At 41.4% G+C, this 17,079-nt stretch carries 21 protein-coding genes, 1 riboswitch and 1 other annotated feature; of the genes, 3 read left to right on the top strand and 18 right to left on the bottom strand.

Features of this window, described 5'->3' with window-relative positions:
- Positions 1 to 80 precede the first annotated feature (80 nt).
- The 6 genes from FQV28_RS06500 to FQV28_RS06475 form a co-directional block, all read right to left on the bottom strand.
- Complete coding sequence (locus FQV28_RS06500; RefSeq protein WP_146494765.1) at positions 81 to 749, bottom strand: haloacid dehalogenase type II; 669 nt, start codon at positions 747 to 749, stop codon at positions 81 to 83.
- Positions 750 to 878: 129 nt separating this feature from the next.
- A complete protein-coding gene (locus FQV28_RS06495; protein WP_146494763.1) occupies positions 879 to 1,505 on the bottom strand; it encodes a flavodoxin family protein in 627 nt (208 codons plus the stop codon).
- 234 nt (positions 1,506 to 1,739) lie between these two features.
- Positions 1,740 to 2,180, bottom strand: coding sequence for an NUDIX hydrolase (locus tag FQV28_RS06490; RefSeq protein ID WP_146494761.1), 441 nt, complete (start codon positions 2,178 to 2,180; stop codon positions 1,740 to 1,742).
- A 71-nt stretch (positions 2,181 to 2,251) separates the two neighbouring features.
- Positions 2,252 to 2,800 carry a GNAT family N-acetyltransferase gene (locus FQV28_RS06485; protein ID WP_146494760.1) on the bottom strand — a complete coding sequence of 183 codons (549 nt, stop codon included), beginning with the start codon at positions 2,798 to 2,800 and terminating at the stop codon, positions 2,252 to 2,254.
- A gap of 73 nt (positions 2,801 to 2,873) precedes the next feature.
- Positions 2,874 to 3,356, bottom strand: a complete 483-nt coding sequence (locus tag FQV28_RS06480) for a YjdJ family protein (RefSeq protein ID WP_146494758.1) — start codon at positions 3,354 to 3,356, stop codon at positions 2,874 to 2,876.
- 60 nt (positions 3,357 to 3,416) lie between these two features.
- Positions 3,417 to 3,914, bottom strand: a complete 498-nt coding sequence (locus FQV28_RS06475) for a GNAT family N-acetyltransferase (RefSeq protein WP_146494756.1) — start codon at positions 3,912 to 3,914, stop codon at positions 3,417 to 3,419.
- A gap of 272 nt (positions 3,915 to 4,186) precedes the next feature.
- Here FQV28_RS06475 and FQV28_RS06470 point away from each other — a divergent pair, with 272 nt between their 5' ends.
- Positions 4,187 to 4,534, top strand: coding sequence for a hypothetical protein (locus FQV28_RS06470; RefSeq protein WP_370455115.1), 348 nt, complete (start codon positions 4,187 to 4,189; stop codon positions 4,532 to 4,534).
- A gap of 540 nt (positions 4,535 to 5,074) precedes the next feature.
- On the opposite strand, the gene FQV28_RS06465 is transcribed toward FQV28_RS06470, so the two are convergent.
- The 9 genes from FQV28_RS06465 to FQV28_RS06425 all read right to left on the bottom strand — a co-directional run bounded on the left by FQV28_RS06465 (position 5,075) and on the right by FQV28_RS06425 (position 12,083).
- Positions 5,075 to 6,307 (bottom strand): MFS transporter, encoded by a 1,233-nt coding sequence (locus FQV28_RS06465; protein WP_146494754.1) that lies wholly within the window; start codon positions 6,305 to 6,307, stop codon positions 5,075 to 5,077.
- Between the two features lie 63 nt (positions 6,308 to 6,370).
- Positions 6,371 to 6,628, bottom strand: a binding site (T-box leader).
- A gap of 154 nt (positions 6,629 to 6,782) precedes the next feature.
- Positions 6,783 to 7,814 carry an anti sigma factor C-terminal domain-containing protein gene (locus FQV28_RS06460; RefSeq protein WP_186763792.1) on the bottom strand — a complete coding sequence of 344 codons (1,032 nt, stop codon included), beginning with the start codon at positions 7,812 to 7,814 and terminating at the stop codon, positions 6,783 to 6,785.
- Entirely contained in the window at positions 7,801 to 8,316 is a 516-nt protein-coding gene (locus FQV28_RS06455; RefSeq protein ID WP_186763791.1) for an RNA polymerase sigma factor, read from the bottom strand. The genes FQV28_RS06460 and FQV28_RS06455 overlap by 14 nt, the downstream gene beginning before the upstream one ends.
- A 150-nt stretch (positions 8,317 to 8,466) precedes the next feature.
- Positions 8,467 to 8,706: a DUF3953 domain-containing protein gene (locus tag FQV28_RS06450; protein WP_146494748.1), complete on the bottom strand. Its 240-nt coding sequence runs from the start codon at positions 8,704 to 8,706 to the stop codon at positions 8,467 to 8,469.
- A gap of 2 nt (positions 8,707 to 8,708) precedes the next feature.
- Positions 8,709 to 8,990, bottom strand: a complete 282-nt coding sequence (locus tag FQV28_RS06445) for a hypothetical protein (protein WP_146494746.1) — start codon at positions 8,988 to 8,990, stop codon at positions 8,709 to 8,711.
- Positions 8,991 to 9,119: 129 nt separating this feature from the next.
- Positions 9,120 to 9,758 (bottom strand): O-methyltransferase, encoded by a 639-nt coding sequence (locus tag FQV28_RS06440; RefSeq protein WP_146494744.1) that lies wholly within the window; start codon positions 9,756 to 9,758, stop codon positions 9,120 to 9,122.
- A gap of 21 nt (positions 9,759 to 9,779) precedes the next feature.
- The gene (locus FQV28_RS06435; protein ID WP_255472825.1) at positions 9,780 to 10,118 is read right to left on the bottom strand and encodes a hypothetical protein; all 339 of its coding nucleotides are present in this window, start codon (positions 10,116 to 10,118) and stop codon (positions 9,780 to 9,782) included.
- Between the two features lie 142 nt (positions 10,119 to 10,260).
- The gene (locus FQV28_RS06430) at positions 10,261 to 11,163 is read right to left on the bottom strand and encodes a DMT family transporter (protein WP_146494742.1); all 903 of its coding nucleotides are present in this window, start codon (positions 11,161 to 11,163) and stop codon (positions 10,261 to 10,263) included.
- A gap of 194 nt (positions 11,164 to 11,357) precedes the next feature.
- On the bottom strand, positions 11,358 to 12,083 hold the full coding sequence (locus tag FQV28_RS06425) for an STAS domain-containing protein (RefSeq protein WP_146494741.1): 726 nt from the start codon (positions 12,081 to 12,083) through the stop codon (positions 11,358 to 11,360).
- A 440-nt stretch (positions 12,084 to 12,523) separates the two neighbouring features.
- On the opposite strand from FQV28_RS06425, the gene FQV28_RS06420 reads away from it, so the two are divergent.
- Entirely contained in the window at positions 12,524 to 12,856 is a 333-nt protein-coding gene (locus FQV28_RS06420; RefSeq protein ID WP_146494739.1) for a four-helix bundle copper-binding protein, read from the top strand.
- Positions 12,857 to 12,905: 49 nt separating this feature from the next.
- Here the strand turns inward: FQV28_RS06420 and FQV28_RS06415 are convergent, their stop codons facing one another.
- From FQV28_RS06415 to FQV28_RS06405, 3 genes are all read right to left on the bottom strand, one after another.
- Positions 12,906 to 13,583, bottom strand: coding sequence for a response regulator transcription factor (locus FQV28_RS06415; RefSeq protein WP_146494738.1), 678 nt, complete (start codon positions 13,581 to 13,583; stop codon positions 12,906 to 12,908).
- Positions 13,561 to 14,964, bottom strand: a complete 1,404-nt coding sequence (locus FQV28_RS06410) for a sensor histidine kinase (RefSeq protein WP_146494737.1) — start codon at positions 14,962 to 14,964, stop codon at positions 13,561 to 13,563. The genes FQV28_RS06415 and FQV28_RS06410 overlap by 23 nt, the downstream gene beginning before the upstream one ends.
- 78 nt (positions 14,965 to 15,042) lie before the next feature.
- Positions 15,043 to 15,963 carry a F510_1955 family glycosylhydrolase gene (locus tag FQV28_RS06405; protein WP_146494736.1) on the bottom strand — a complete coding sequence of 307 codons (921 nt, stop codon included), beginning with the start codon at positions 15,961 to 15,963 and terminating at the stop codon, positions 15,043 to 15,045.
- Positions 15,964 to 16,194: 231 nt separating this feature from the next.
- On the opposite strand from FQV28_RS06405, the gene FQV28_RS06400 reads away from it, so the two are divergent.
- Positions 16,195 to 16,770 carry a YdhK family protein gene (locus FQV28_RS06400; protein ID WP_146494735.1) on the top strand — a complete coding sequence of 192 codons (576 nt, stop codon included), beginning with the start codon at positions 16,195 to 16,197 and terminating at the stop codon, positions 16,768 to 16,770.
- 167 nt (positions 16,771 to 16,937) lie between these two features.
- Positions 16,938 to 17,037: riboswitch (purine riboswitch) on the top strand.
- The last annotated feature ends 42 nt before the right edge of the window (positions 17,038 to 17,079 follow it).

The following is a 17,079-nucleotide window of genomic DNA, read 5'->3' as shown; positions in this document are numbered from 1 at the left end:
GGCATTTGATCCTGTGTGTTTCTATGGCTTTTCGATCCCTTAGGTCCAGTACGAAGCGGCGGATTGAAATTGACCAAGTTTTATTTCCAGTTCAATAATCCGGTTAAATCTTCAAAGATAAAATCCGGATCTAAGCCCAACTCATCAACTGTTTGCTTCTTGCGGTTGATCCAAGCTGTTTGAAAACCGAAATTTTTGGCTCCGGCCACATCCCAATTATTAGAAGATACAAATAAAATTTCCTCGTGTTTCAATCCAATTTTGTTTAACATGTACTGATAAGAATAAAGAGATGGTTTAAATTGCTTAATTTCATCCACACTGATGATATGTTTGAAGAACGGAGCATAGCCAGCATTTTCTACAAGAGGATCTAACATATTATGAGATCCATTCGAGAATACCATCAGTTCTTTTTCTTTTAGCTGTTCGAGTGTCTCTGCCACTTCCGGATAAGGAGTTAAATGCAGGAAAGCTTCAAATAATTCCTGCTCCTTTGCAGCACCCAGCTTTTCCCCTAAGTGTTCATTGATCGAAAACCTTAATCCCTCCTTGGTAACCTCTGAAAACGGGATATATCTACCCATGAGTTGATGTAGGAAAAGATATTCCATTTGCTTGGAATGCCAAGTTTTGCCGAGGTCTTCCCCTTTTCCCGGATACATTTCTTCACACGCTTTGGAGACTGATAACACATCGAATATTGTACCGTACACGTCAAATACCAGAGCTTTGATCGAAATGCCCATAACCTTGCCTCCCATAAAAAATTTTCAAATTCTTTGAAATGACTCTAACAATTCTTCACTTGCTCTTTTTGATTTTTAATTTCTTGTTTTCCGGTCGTTTAGTTTTTGAAGCAACAAAACGTTAGTGGATTACCTATCCAAGGTATTTCCTTCCGCCGGAATAGGATTTTGCCGTAAAGCACCCGCTAAATGATATGTGTTATAAGCCAGCCGTTTAATCGCTGTTCTCGTGAACTCGTTATCCCGACCGGCTTTTATATAAGACTCTCCTGGACCGGCTTCACCAACCCAATAAGCATCCACGTTCGGAGGAATCAAGTAACCGATATGCGATAAACCGTACAGGACCGAGGCTGCAGAATGCTTCGCCCCATCTTCGTTTCCTGTTATGACCACGCCTCCCACTTTGTTGTAGAAGACCGCCTGGCCTTTATCATTGGTCATGCTGCTGCTTCCATAAAGCCGTTCGATTGCAAGCGTCGCAAGTGAGCTTTTTTCGCCGAGCCAGATTGGTGTGCCGATGATCAAAATGTCCGCTTCTTTCACTTTCTTCAAAATTTCCGGCCATTCATCATTTCCACCTAAATCTTCTGCGATGCCAAATGCAATCTGATAATCAGCCAATCGGACGATTTCAGAGTGGACACCTAATTGATTGTAATGCACTTGGACATCATGGATAAAACCTTCCGTGTTTGATACCTCATCAGACTTCTTTAGTGAACTGTTCAAGAACAAAGCTTTTAATGGCTGCATATGTCCACTCCTTCGGGGTATAGTTTTCAGATTCCTTTGAAAACTTTGTGCTATACAATTACCCACACGGAACAATAACAAACAAAAGGGAATGTTGTATAGGGCACCAAAAATAATTCCTGAGAAGAGAAATATCCTTACGGTTTTTACTTTTCATCTCTAACAAAAAGAAACTAAAACAGCTTTCACTGCCTTAGTTTCTTGAAACAATCTTATTGTATTGTGGACTTCATGCTAAAAATCGATAAAAAACGGCTGCTTGCTGTCATCTAGACAATACTCAATCCGCTGCCTGAAATTCTTCCATGTGACCAACTGCAGGGCTTCTTCAATTGGAAAAAATTCCACCTCTAAACTTTCGGTGGAAGTTGTTAGCTCTCCGCCGATTGCTTTGGCTAAAAACAAGGAATTGCAAATAGACGCTTTTACATTTTGAAAAATGCCGCAGAACTTCACAATTTCTATAGCTATCCCGGATTCTTCTTTCACTTCCCTTATGGCTGCATCTTTCAATGATTCGCCTTCTTCTACTTGTCCCCCCGGCATTTCCCAGCCTCGCTTTGGACCTTTGATCAGCAAAATCTGCCTTTTGTCATTTAAGACAATCGCAGCTGCAGAAAGAATATGTTTCGGCGGTGAATGAAATAATTGGAGTTCGCGGCCTTGAGATATCATTAAAGCGCCTCCTTTTTAGGCTTGTTTGTTTCAAAATGCATTTGTGGTCGCTAATAGTTTCATTGTTGGAATCAAATCTCCGCTTTTTGCTGAACCGACCACTTGTTGCTCCTGCTATACTCCATCAGCCAGTTGCTGCCAGCATTTATTACAATAACTTTTCGGAATCCGCATTTTTCATAACACCTTATCGCCCTCTTATTGCTGATATCCGGATCGAGTATGATTTTGTGGAAATCGGTAGTATCGTATAGAAATTTTATAAATTTCTTGACCATGGCGGTTCCTAACCCTTGGTTAAAAAGTTCTGGCTCGCCAATGAATTGATCGATACCGCATATTTTCATGGAAGCTGGATAACCGAATTCTTCTTTTTTCGCATCTGATAAATGATATTGCTGCATGTATCCCATAGGACTATTGTTCAGTTCGACGATATACGGATGGATAGGCACGTCGCCATGGATTCGCGGCCCGTATTTTGCTTTCACCCGTTCTAAAGAAAAAGGAGAATTCACATCTCCATAGAACTCCAGAACTTCTTTAGTACTTAGCCACTGAGCCATCAATTCAAAATCCGAAACCCGCATTTTTCTAATAGTTATTCCATCTGTATGCATCAAGTCTCGCCTCCCTCGTTTAACCAACAAACCAGAGCCCTAATATCGAAAAAAATGCTATACATTGTTTTTTCTACCTTAATAATTTACCGGCCATGCTCTTCTCTTTCGCGCATGGCACAATCACGCTGAAAACTGAAATTATGCCTAGTAATCCAAAATAAGTTGCGAAGAAACCAAGCCCAGCGGTCGGAGAATCGCTTAGAAAGGCGCTTATGCAGAAAAACACCAGAGACATAAGTAGAGAAAATCGTTTCATTCCTTTGTTCTTATTTTTAAACAGCCAGCTGGCAAGCAAAAATAGAATAACGATAGCCGAACTTGCCATTAAGAACGGGAAAAGCGGTTCAAACTTTGCCGCGTAAATGAAGTGATCGATTGCCAGAATGTCTTTCGAAGAAGTAACTTCTCCAATTAACCAGCTTGAAAAGACAGCGGTATGCTTCCATTCCCAAGGGATATCCAGAAGTTGAGAACCCTCATACCAACTGATAAGCGCAGAAAAGACGAAAACACATGCAGCAACCAACAATGACACAATCCGGTTTAAAATCATCTTGTATCCTCCCTTTCTTTTAAAAGCATGCTTACATCTTAAAATCTTTTATGTACTTTTTCATAGCAATTTCGCCATATAATACTCATCAACAAACTGATTGCCAACCAACAGCGAATCGCGCTTCGTTCCTTCAATCACAAAGCCCGCTTTCTTATACAAAGCGACTGCAGCTTTGTTCTCGCTGATGACAGTCAAATCTAGCCGATGAAGCCCTGCTTTCTTTACCCATTTCTCAAGATGGAGAAAAAGAACTTTCCCAATGCCTCTCCCTCGGCAATCCTTGTGTACACCAATAACGATATAAGCGCGGTGGGCAATCCGCTGGGGGGTGTCGTTTTGGGCAATCAAATATCCTACTACTTGGCCATTACGGCAGGCTACAAACAGCCTGGATTTTTCTTTGCTGTTGATAGCTTCTATGAAATCGGCGAAAGCTGCGGGTGACAGTGTCCTTTCCCCAGGGTTGAATAGCATATAACCGGATTCTTCTGCGTTTTCCATCACTTTTGCTAATTGCTCAGCATCTGTTCTAACCGCTTTGCGAATTGTCGCCATGGACAGTGCTCCTTTCATCAAATATAACCAATATTCGGTGCAGATGTTCCGCGGTTCTGCCGCTTTCTCATTCAATACTTTCTCTCTGCATAACTTTCAACATTTAATAAGATTGAAATTTTTTAAAGTTTCATATACTTCTTTAATTATATTAATCCTCCAAAAAGATTGCTAGATAATTTTGGAAATCGGTCTACTAAGATTTGAGTGTATAGTCTCCATTCTTTATACTTTTAGTTACTATTCATATTTGGAAATAGAGAGGTAAGAATATGATGAAATGCTTGTGCGTACAAGATTTTAAATGTGAAATTAAAATAGAAGCAGATGTGGCCGCAGATCCGTTTTGGTGTACTTGTTGCAATTTGAATCTTGATCTAGAAAACTTCCCAATCTCCTCTTCTTTGCTTAACAGCTTAGAGGAATGGACAATGCGATACGGTGAATGGATAGATTGGGAAAGAGACCGCCTTTTGCCTAACGCTCTCTTGCTTGAACAGCAGCACAATATCGCTGGAAAGCTTCTTACTGAGAAGGTGAAAAAAGAGCTTGGGGAATATTATACTTTCATATTTTCTCCTTCTACTATGGCTAGTTATTTTTCTAACCAATTAATGTAATGCTTGCTCCAATCCGAACCATACCCAATTTTGTGAAATTGTTCGTTACATAAAAAGAAGACTAGAATTTTTGGTTTCTAGCCTCCCTTATTTAGATTCTTCATCCTTTAACTTTGCTGAAAAACCTAAAAAGATCGAATTGGATCATCACAATCCACTCAGTTTATATTATGAGCTAATTAGCTTCCAATAACTTTTCAACGTACCTATTTATGAAAATTTTAAAATCGTTCAGCACCTGTTTATCAAATATCTTGACTAAACAATCGTTGTAATCTTCAAAGATAGAAGATAAATAATCAGCAGCAGATACAGCCGAAAAAAATTCATGAATCGGTTCGCCCTTTAAACAAATCCAGCGTTTGTTGAGGATCTTATATGAGCAGCTAGATCCAAATCTGATTTTTCACCACTATTGAAATAATGCGTCGTTCCTTCATTCAATTCTTTCACATATCTTCCACGCCAAAATTCGCTGAAATGAAACATACAAAGGAGAAGGACGCTGCCAGTTGTTGAATTGCGATATGGTTATATGCTTTAACTTTCTATGTGTTCAGAAAAATACTTTTCACTTTGTCCATTCGCCTTGCAAGCAAGCGTCAGCAGGACAGTTATAAGCAGCATCACAAAAGTCGCTGCAATCACTGTAATTTGTATAGAAATTATATGAGCCGCCGCTCCGATTATAATTGTAGCAAAGATAATCAGCAGAGCTTCAAGCAAGCTGTACAAACTGACGATTCTCCCCATCATTTCCACCGGTATATTGTTTTGGGTAAAGGTTTGGAATCCTGTATTCGCAAAAGCAATCCCGAAAGCCAGGATGAAAAATCCGATTGCAGCAAAAGCAAACATATTGGAAAAAGCGTAAAACAAATAACCAACCGAGACCACAAACGCCCCGCCGCCAATCAAAACTGAAGTGTGCAGATTCTTTATATATACTGCATTCACTAAAGATCCTGCAATGATGCCCACACCAGCTATACTTACTAAAAACCCATACTCACTATCAGTTAATAATAGCACCGCTTTTGCAAAGGACGCTTCTTGTGAATCAATGGCTGTCGCCATGACCATTATACAACTGTAAAGAAAGAAGACAGACATAACGTTTGTTGATTGATGACTGTACTTTATGACTCCTCTCCAGTCATCCTTAATAATGGCCCACGACATTTTGACAGTGGACTTTTCGGCAACTTCGAATTTCTCCAGACGGGGCAGGCCCATCTTTACTAGTCCAGATAGAAATAAAGCAAATGCATTTATATAAATAGCAGTCAAAGGTGTACCGAGCATAAAGAGAATGCCCGCAATCGCAGGGCCGATCAAGAAGGCACCGGAATCAATCAAATTCCTGAAAGCGTTAAACCGTTGCCTTATTTCACGCGGGACCAGCATGGCTATATAGGTTATCGAAGCCGGTTCAAACATTGATCCCGCCATATTAATAATTAAAACAAGTAGATAAATTCCCCATAGCGTTGAAGAGAATGGCAATACCATAATTAGCACACCTCTTAACACATCCAGGAAGATCATCAAATTCCGTTTGCTCGTCCGGTCTACCACGCTGCCAGCCCAGCCGTTGGTCAACAAAGCCGCAAAAGGTTTTATGATATACAGACCGGCAACCGCTAACGGTGAATGGGTCATTTCCAGAACGATCAGGTTAAGTGCAATAAGGTATACCCACGCGCCAATATTGGAGATGCCGATACCAGACAGAAGCAAAAACGGGTCTTTCCAAGCTTTCATTTTATCCATAGAAAACTCCTTCCCTTCCCTAAATTTAGGCAAAACAAAAAATCCCACCCCCAAGACAGCAGTCTTGGGGACGAGATTTCTATAATCGTGGTGCCACCCCTATTCGCCGATATGTCGCCATATCGGCCTTTTTCGGTACTGCGACGGATCGCTCATACCTCAGCCCTGTAATGGGAGCCCCCACCACACCATCCCCTCCCAACAAGGTTCCTTTGTGGAGCTCAGAGATTTGGTTCAACAACAAACTCATGCCCTTTTACACCAAACAAGAGCTCTCTTGGATGAAAATTTGTTGCCTACTCTTCTCTTCAACGCTTTTGATTTTCTGATTCCCATAATATTACCATAAGGCAAGCCCTTTGTATCTTGTATTTTTTTGATTTTGGCTCGAATATAAAGCCATTCTCTTTTTACACTAACTATAATGCTCATTTTCTGCATCGGTACATTCAGTGCAGCAAGAACTTTCAGAAGGTCAATTGTAAAGGCTGGCAGTCGCACCAATGGCTGAGGCCCGAATTGCTTCCTGGTCTTCTAAAACTGCAAGATCCGCTACATCTCCTGTGACCACTGCTCCAATTACTTTTACATTGTCTTCAGTTAAACTTTTGGAGCCGCCTTTTAAATTGCCGGCAATCCGTTCGTATTCACCAAAATATTTCCCCTTTTCGTTGCTCAAACCCATATTTATATCTTCGATAAATCCTTTTACACTTAATTCAGGATGTTCACTAAACTCATCAAATCCATATACTTGAGTAGCCAATTCAGGGGTAGGATCAATAATATATAGTTCTTCGTCCGAAACAGCTCTTCTATTATCAATTCTGTCAATATCATCAGCTGAGTAGGTATCTACCCAAAACCACTTCAATGTCACTCTCTCAGGAATCATTTGCCTGATTTCTTCGACAGAATAATTTTTGTCGAGTGACAACGAAAGCTCTGCTACTGTCTGTTCAGGGAAATCAGCCAATTGGCTAATTTCATTTGCAACTTCTTTATACTCGACTTCAGGATGGTAAAATTCCAAAAGGCGCTGCTTTGTTTCGCGATCGAATGATTTTACTCCACCGCCAGCTTTTTCTATTTGAATCGGTGAATAGTCGCCTGCAAAACCGCTGACACCGCCAAACAAACTGTATGTCACCACTTCTGAACTCCAATCAACCGGTATTCCTTCTAGTTCTTTGTAACGGTCAAATGTCAGGATGCTTTGAAAGAAACCATTTCCTACTTGTTGCGGCCCTGCCTCCTGAATGTTTGGATCGGTAATTTCACTAAATAGCTGAATATCATTTATGGCATTCGCTTCACTCCATCTCATTATTGAAAGCCAGGAAAAGCCAAAAACTATTATTAGAAAAAACAGAACCAATGCTGAAACAATAATGTTCCTGATAATAGTCTTTCTTCTTGCTTTGCCTATAATTTTGGAAAAAGAATCGTTTGAATTCCCCTCTTGAAACATCTCTTCCAGGTTCAGTTCTTTTCTATCTCTTGTCATATTTTCGCTGCTCCTCCCCATACCGTTCTTTGAAAGCTTTTCTTGCTCGAAACAAATAGGTTTTTATCATGCCGGTATTCAAATCCATTAATCCTGAAATCTCCACATAGCTTAGCTCCATTTCATACTTCAGCAACAGCAATTGTTTTTGAAGGGGCGGCAACTGATCGAGAATGGATTCAATTTCTCTTCTCATTTCGCTCTGTTCAGCCTGTTCTTGCGGCAAAAAAGAATCATCTGCAAAATCAAGATTTTCAAAAGCGATGCGCACATCCTTCTTTTGCTTGCGGCATAAATCATAATATTGATTGACTGAGACTCGAAATAGCCAGCTATATGCTTTGTTTGGATTGACTGATTCTATGTATAGCATCAATTTATATAGCGATTCTTGTACAATATCTTCAGCATCCCGCTCGTTAGCGCCTATTTTTACTAAATATTTGAATATGATGTCTGTTTTGCCTTGTAATGCACGATATAATTCCTCTCGCGGGCTCAATTGCTCCCCTCCTTCCTTCATTAGACTTTTAAGCTTTAAAAAAGTTAACACTGAATATAATATTTCTAAAAAATGGTTAAAATAAGCAACAAATGCATAAGAAAAAACCCACCTTGTTATTGATGGATTTCTTATAGATAAAATGAAATTTTAATCCTTCAACAAATACCCCTGTACCGCAACAAAGAAGATAAATAACGAGACGGCAATAAATACATATCCATCAAATTCTTTCCGCTCCTTTTGGATTTTTTCAAATCCCGCAACTAGCATAAGCGCTCCCAGCGCCAGCATGACAAAAGGCAGCATTGTAAAGTTCTGTGCGGCAAGAACATATAGCGAAAAGATAATTACAACAAACTGCAAGGTGATTCTTATTACTTTTACCATCATTAAACACCCTTTCCATGTTTGCTTGCCCGTACTGCTTTTTTATACGCAACGAGTAACATCCACCAACCTGCTGCCAAGCCTAAAAATATAGATATAAATAAAAAAGGGGAAAAGGTTCCACCAAAAGCCGCTTCCGATTGAAGCATCTCTGTGCTTTCCCAGGCATTTGCTATATCCGGCCTGAATGCCAATGCTTTCAAATACCCTATAGCAAATTCTGCAACAAGATAAATCGTAAATGAAGCAGCTGCAGTCAGTAAGGCATACAGAAATATTTTCATTCCAATCCACTCCTCTTTTTCTAAATTTTAGCATATTATTCGCTAGCAGTTATTTTCTGCCCTGCCCAAATTTGATAAAACCAAACCAATAAAGCCGGCTGATTGAACCAATCAGCCGGCTTTATTGGTTTATTTTGTTACTCTAGAAACCGTTAATCCATCACCTAAGGGCAGCAGGACCGATTCCAACTGGGGATGCTCCGCTACTGCTTTATTGAACTTTGCCATATTTTCTGTATACCGCCTAGGCTGCATCTCGGAATCTGCTACAGTGCCTCCAGCAAGTACGTTATCTGCGACAATGATTGCTCCGTCTTCAGCAAGTTCAATGCATGCTTCCAAATAATTCTCGTAGTTTTCCTTGTCGGCATCGACAAAGAAAAAGTCAAAACGCTGGCTGCTGTGAGCCAACTGCTTCAAGCTATCGAGTGCTGGCCCCGTCAAATAAGTCACTTGATCGCCAAATCCGGCTTTAGCTAAATTTTTATGTGCCAATTCTGCGTAGTTTTCCATCAGTTCGAGTGAAGTCAATTGCCCACCGATTCCAAAGCCTCTTGCCAAGCAAATTCCGCTATAGCCGCCGAGTGCGCCGATTTCAAGAACTCGTTTAGCTCCTGAAATTGATACGAGCATAGTGAGCAGCTTGCCAGATGACGGGGAGACTGATATTGGGCGCATGCCGTTCTCTTCAATTGAACGAAGCACTTCTTTTAAGATGTTATCCTGATGTTGAAAAACCGAATCGATATAGCTATTGATCTTTTTCATGCCATTTCCCCTTTTATGGTTTCAGTTATTTTCCAGTTCATTCTGCGTCTTTGAAGAAGCCTCTTGCTCGCTGTTCTCTGCATCCCCTGATTCATGAAGCTCAAACAAATGGACAAATTCATCCATTATCGTCTCCGTAGCTTTCAATTCGCCGATCAGAATGGGATTGATCGCCTGCAATTCCGGTGTCTCCAGCTGTTTTTTCAACGTAGCCTGCCTCAGCTCCAGCTTTTCTAAAAAAGCGAGGGCTCTTCCCCTGCGGAAAGTTTTGGCTCCGCGCGTATTGGAATGCGCGTCTTTTCTGCCTCCGCCGCCTAGGTGCCTGCCTTTTATATTTTCATGTTGATGCGGTGTTTTCATTATATCAACCTCCTGTTGTATACAAATGTATACCCTCAATACATTGTATACATTTGTATACACCCCGTCAATTACTTCTTTAAAAAAGAGAAATTGCTCTGATTAGAGCACTTTCTCTTTGAACTTCCGTTATGGCTAGCTTTTATTGCTGTTCGACCTCTTTTCCCTTACGCTGGACCGTTCGCAAAAAACCAAGGGCAATAGCGGCTCCCACACAGCCAAACAAGCAGCCGAACAACAGATAAAAGGTTGGCTCTGAATCGCCGATTGCCACTGACGCCACACCGCCGATTGCGGGAAACAGTGCAACCATATAACCGCTGGTGGCGGCGCCGATTTTTTCGACAAGTTTCAGGTAAAACATCCAGGCTCCAAAAGAGGCGACTACCGTTAAATATGCAAGTGCACCAAGATAGGAAATGGATGTCGGCAGATAAAAGCTTTGCCCTTGAAAAGCGCATATGCAGACCAGCAGAATGGCTGCGACACATCCGCCGATGCTATTGGAATAGACGGGATGGATGCCTTTTTTTGCGTTTCTGGCAGAACTTGCATCACCAATTGCCGTAAGGATGGTGCCAAGCAGCGCAATGCCTATTCCTTTTATGTATATGATTTCGAATCCGGCGCTCAGTAATGGATACACTACGATGCAAACGCCGATAAGGCTCACCGTTCCACCGAAAATCACTTGCGGATTCAAGCGTTCTTTCAGAAAAATCCGCAGCGCTATCGGAGTCAAGACAGATTTAAGCGAAAAGATCAACGTCACCATAGCTGCTGCACTCCAAATGGTTCCATAGTAAAGAAACAGGTAGCTTAAAGCAAAGTTGCATATCCCGAAAATGATGATAGGCAAGAAATCTTTTCGGGAAGGCCAGCCTTTTGGCCGCTTCAAGCCCGCCAGCAGAACAAATAAAAAGGCGGCCCCAATCAAGCGATACGCCAATGATACTTCAAGATTAATTGGTGTTCCTTGAATTTTGACTGCTATAAAATTCAGCCCCCATACGACTAAACAAAATATGTACATAAATGCGATCATTTTTCAATCACTTCTGTTTCCTCCTAATGGCGTCTTCAAGTATTTCCTGCAGGCTATGTCGGGACCCTCTTTAATTATAGGTTTTTTGCCGGATGCAATGAAAATTGGAACTCGCTTGAAAAGAAAAAGAAGAGAATGCCATGGCAAGCAAATCCCCTTCCTTTTTCGCTTTATGTATCAACTCATATGAAAGGTCATACCAAAAGAGACTTTACTGCCTCTTTCAAATTCGGATAAACAATATCCGCATTTATTTGTGAACCGTTGCGCACAATTTCCATTGCGGTGCTTTTTTGGATTCCTGTAACAATTGCCTGGTAGCCCAGCAAATTTAAAGTAGTATGCAATTGTTGGAATGCTTCGTGGCTTGATTGATCGATTCGTTGGACACCTGACAGATCAATGATGACATATTCTATCCCTTTAAGTTCATAAATACCTTGAACAACCTGCTTTTGTATATAGCGGACTTTCTCCAAAGTCAGCTTTTTAACAATTGGCAATACAACCGCGTGATCGAGGACTGGCACAATAGGGGTGGAATATTCGAGTATTTCCCGCTTTTGGGATTCAAGCTTTTCTTCCAAGAATAAAGATTTCGACACATCGATCGCTACACCGACAATAAGTTCTTTTTCCGGCAGATAGCGGAGTTTGCATTCCAAAAACTCATCACCGATGGTCACTTGGTAGCTTACCTCTCTATCCGAAAGCGCTTTTTGATGATTCATATTATTAAGTCCGCTAGGCTCTTCATGATTAATTTCAGCGACCATTTTCCCGATAATATCATTTCTATCCACTTTCCATTCTTCAAATTTCTCGCCTACAATTGCTATGCACTTCATTTCCCGGTCGACCACCCACATGATTCCGGGTATGTATTGAAGTAAATCACCAGCCTCAAGCGTCAATGTCATATGGTTCTGCTCCTTTTGGTAGTTTGTCCAACATGGCCTGCTCACACGTCCACTATCATTGTCGTCCCCGCCAGTTCAATCCCCGATGCTTGTTGGCAATAGGCCATTAAATGATGAAGGAAGGAAATGATCCTAACTTTTTGCATTCTTGTCTAAGAAAACTAAAATACAGTATTTTCTATCGATAATGTGAGAATATCATAGACAAAAAGAATCATCAAATATCTGTATATCCTTTATATAACTTTTGTCTTATTCTAATAGGTTACTTTTGTTGATTTTTTAAGATATACGGAAAGCCTTACATACTTATAATTTTTTCTGCTTCTCTTATCCCGGATTTTGTGCATTTTTTATGGAGTTTCCAATATTCTGTTTAATGCGATGATGAAAGGGAATTTTCAATTGTGTAATTAAAATATGAAATGGAGGTTTTGCGAATGGCACATGAACAGCACCAAGAACTGACTCAGATTTTGCACGATTGTGCAGCAACTTGCAATCACTGTTTTTACGCTTGTTTACAGGAAGATGATGTGAAGATGATGGCAGAGTGCATTCGATTAGACCGGGAGTGTGCAGATATCTGCGCCTTTGTAGAACAGGCGATTACCCGCAGTTCACCTTTTGTGGCCGAACTTGCCGCAGTTTGCGCGAAAGTTTGTGAAGCATGTGGAAAAGAGTGTGAGAAACATGCTGAACACCATGAACATTGCAGACGCTGTGCAGAAGCTTGCTTCAAATGCGCGGAAGCTTGCCGGAACATTGCATAATTCCATCTAAAAAGGCTGGGCGGAATTTTTTCCGCCCAGCCTTTTTACGTTATTCCGCTTCATTTATCCACTTGTATCCCATTCCCCAAACGGTCAAAAAATGATCATCAACCGGAAAACCGGCTTGCCTGATTTTTTCCCGGACGTTGCGTACATGGGAGTCGATGGTCCGGCCTTCAGTCTCAGAATCATATCCCCAGATCACTTCAATCAATTGCTCTCTTGTATAGACTTTGTTGGGATTGTTCAAAAGATGGCCGACCATCAGAAATTCTTTTGGAGTCAACTTAATGGAATGTTCATAGTAAGTGAGTTCAAACCGGTCCGCATCCCACACCAAACCTTCCACTTCGATTTTATTTTTAGGGGATCTTCTGCGCAGCAGTGCTTCCATCCGCGCCAGCAGCTCTCCTTCATGAAAAGGTTTTGTGATGTAATCGTCCGCACCTATCTTTAACCCTTTGATGATATCCTCCTGCTGTTGGCGTGCTGTCAGCATGATGATCGGTACGTCCGAAAACTTTCTAATTTCTTCGCAAAGCTCCCAGCCATCCATTTCCGGCATCATGACATCCAGCAAGACAAGATCAAATTGCTCTTTTTCCAAACAAGCGAGCGCTTCAAATGGCCCTAATGCTTTTTGGCAATTGTATTGATGAGGCTTCAAGTACAAAGCCACAAGGTCTAGCATTCTTGGTTCATCATCAACCAATAACACCTTCCGCATGCAAATCCCCCCTTTCCAGCAGAATGTCCACAGTAGTCCCTTCACCATGTCCGCTCTGGATATTTATATGGCCGCCGTGCAATTCAACTATCTCTTTTGCGATAGCCAGTCCCAATCCGCTGCCGCCTAGCTGCCTCGACCTCGATTTGTCCACTCGGTATAACCGGTCAAAAACAAACGGAATATCCGCTTCCTGAATGCCTTCTCCCTCATCATGAACGCTTATTGTTATATGAGCTTTATCTTGCTTTCCTTGAAGAATCACCTTTGTGCCTTCCTTGGAATATTTCCGCGCATTATCCAGTATATTCAGCAATACTTGTTGAAACCGTTCCCGGTCGATGAACGCGGTGATGTCAGTATCACAATGAACAGCTAAGGAAATTTGCTTTTCGTCAAATACCGGCCGAACCAAATTGATGACTGACCGGAACAGGTCATCGAGGGAAACCGCCTTTTTCCGAATGGAAAATTGGTTGTGATCCAGTTGGGCCAACTCAAAAAGATGTTGCACAAGGTCCGTCAGATGTGCCGTTTCTTCACGGATAATCGTAATGTATTCTCTTTTTTCCGCCTCAGAGATATCCGGGCGGCTGGCAATATCAGCATAACCTTTAATATAGGTTAAAGGAGTACGCAATTCATGTGAAATGCTTGCGAGAAATTCATTCCGTGCATTTTTCATATGGTCCAAATCATCGGATAAAGCAGTGATGGAATTTGCCAATTCGCCAAGTTCATCTCTACGCCCGACATGGAGCTTCACTTGGTTGTTTCCTTTGCTGATTTGTTCCGTCGCTTCTTTCATACGGATCAACGGCAGCGTTATCAATCGCGACAACAGGAAGATTGTAATAATGGTCAATCCTAGTGCAATGAGGCCAACTACTAAAAATTGATTTCTCAAATGGCTGATCCGTTCTTTAATAGGAGCGGTCATTGCAAACATAAAAACATGCCCCCGGTGTTCACCGTCTATGGTGACGGGACTGTCCGTCGCGATAAATTCTTTTGCGTTCCACCTCTCTTCTACCACTCTTCCTTCCTGTGAATCCGTGTGAAAATCGGTGTGTTCCAACACTTCGAGCATCTCCGGTTCAACCGAATCCGAATGAGTCAGCTGGCTTCCGAATTGATCTGTAATAATAACGATAAAATCGGAAGCTGACTCCATCATTGCCACATGGTTCAACGTTTCCGGATCAAAGCTATCTTCCAGCACTTCACTGTGCGTATTTCCTCTAGCAAGCAGATTTTCCATAACTCCGTCCACTCGTTCATTGACGAACGTAATGTAGAAGGTCAAAAACAGCACGGATTCAAGTATGACAATAAACACAAAAAACAACAAACCGATTTTTAAAGCTAATTTATTGAACATAATATACCTCTTTAAGATTTATAGGTGAGAAAAAACCAACTATCGTTGTCTAATCCTGTTGCTTGAAAATATCAAACCTTATCGCAAGGTTTTCCAGGATTTTGCCCGGTCGTCAGATAAATAGGTATCTCCTTGGATTGTATAGATGGCTAGTTCCATATCATCCTCCGGATTCTGTGCGATAAATGCAATGCCATCTTCTTTCAATTCAGGAATTTTCAATTTCTCCATTTCTTCGTTTTCAATAGTATACTTTATTAAAGAGGCAGTTGTTCCAAAGCTGCCGAAATACAAGTGGTCTTTTGTAAATGCGACGGCCGTTCCTATCTCTTTATCCTTTGTGATAGGCCGGAAGTTGGCACCCGCATCGCTTGAAAAATAAATGCCTGTAGAAGTTGCTGCAGCTACATATGCTGAATCTTCCGGATGAAGGGCAAGCCCTGTCACTTCTCCAGTTAAACCGGCAGCTTTGACAGGTTCCCACGTTTCTCCTCCATTGCCGCTCTTATAAATCCCTTTTTCAAGCAAGGAATTCTTTGCCGGATTGATCAAAAGAATATCATGGCTGTTGTACCCGACTGCCATGGCATGGAAATCCGTTTCTCCTTCAAAGGAAATTTCTTCAAGTGTTTTACCGCCATCTAAACTGCGCTGAATTCCAAGCGGATTAGGCAAATCTGAATTTGCACTCGGATGGCCGGAAGTATAAAACCCTTTGTCTACTGCATTGAATCCCATGTAATCATGGAAATTATCCGCCGTTTCAAGCCACTTGCCATCACGGTATATCTTCAGTCCGCTGTGAGATGCAAAATATAATCCGCCGTTGTTTCCTGCATAGCCCATCCCGTGGACATGGCTCAGCTCTCCATCAAAGGCAACTTCAAAACTTTCTGAAGCCGTTTGGCTACCTGGAGACGATAAACTATTATCGCTATTGCAGCCTGTCAGTACAAACATAGCAAGGAGTATTCCTGCAAGCCTTCTTTTTTTCCTCATCGCATAAACCTCCATTGGATTTTATATCATTTTATTGATACTCGAGATTATATCAGGAATATTTAGATTTTCTGTGCAGAATACTTTCGCACCCTAAGCTTACTTGTCGCCAAGTCACATTATTGCCATAAAGGACTAGGCGGGAGAAGGCCAAATCCCTCCTTTCCTGCACACTTTATGCAATTTTTTGGGGTAAAATCCAATCATATAAACTTAGAAAGAGGGATTCAGATGTTAAAAAACAAATGGGCAGTGAGTTTTATGTCGCTTCTCACGGCTCTCACATTAAGCGCTTGCAACACACAAAGCGAAACAAGCGAACAACATATGGATGCCGGGCCAGAAGAGAAACAGGAATCAGCTCATACACATATGGACCACTCTGGATCAGGGGAAGTACCGGAAGGTTTGGCTGAAGCCAAAGCTCCTGCTTTTAAAGCCGGTGAGCAAGCGACAATCAATGCAAACCATATGGACGGCATGGACGGTGCCGAAGCGACTATCGTTGGAGCTTATGATACAACTGTCTATTCTGTCACTTATACCCCTGTTGGCGGCGGAAATCCTGTAAATAACCACAAATGGGTCATACACGAAGAATTAGAAAGCCCTGGTGATGCACCGCTAAAATCCGGTGATAAAGCGACCCTTGCTGCTGATCATATGGAGGGCATGAAAGGGGCAGAAGCGACAATCGATTCTGCCGAAGAAACGACTGTTTATATGCTCGACTTCACTCCTACAAATGGAGGGGAAAAAGTGACTAACCACAAATGGGTCACCGAAAGCGAGCTTTCGGTTAACTGATATTTGGACTTATTGCTTACGAATGGCCAAGCAGCGTAACCACTTGCTCTTGGCCTTCTCTTTGTCTTCCGCACTGCCCTGGGTAACAAAAAACTGCTTTTCCTTTAATGGTTGGATATATTAAGCTTGTAAAATAAAAAAAGTATAGTAGAATTTATTAATGAAGTTCCAAACACATATTTTTTATCTGTATAACCTTTAGAATATGGCTTAAGGGTCTCTACCAGGAACCAAAAAATCCTGATTACAGAAAACGACTTGTTCGTTTTCTGTAATCAGGATTTTTTGTTTTTTCTGACAACTGCATTC

This window comes from Planomicrobium sp. CPCC 101079 (assembly GCF_007859275.1).
In the GTDB taxonomy this organism is placed as follows: domain Bacteria; phylum Bacillota; class Bacilli; order Bacillales_A; family Planococcaceae; genus Planococcus.
Note: the sequence above shows the minus strand (reverse complement) of the source record. Positions and strands in the feature narration are given on the sequence as shown.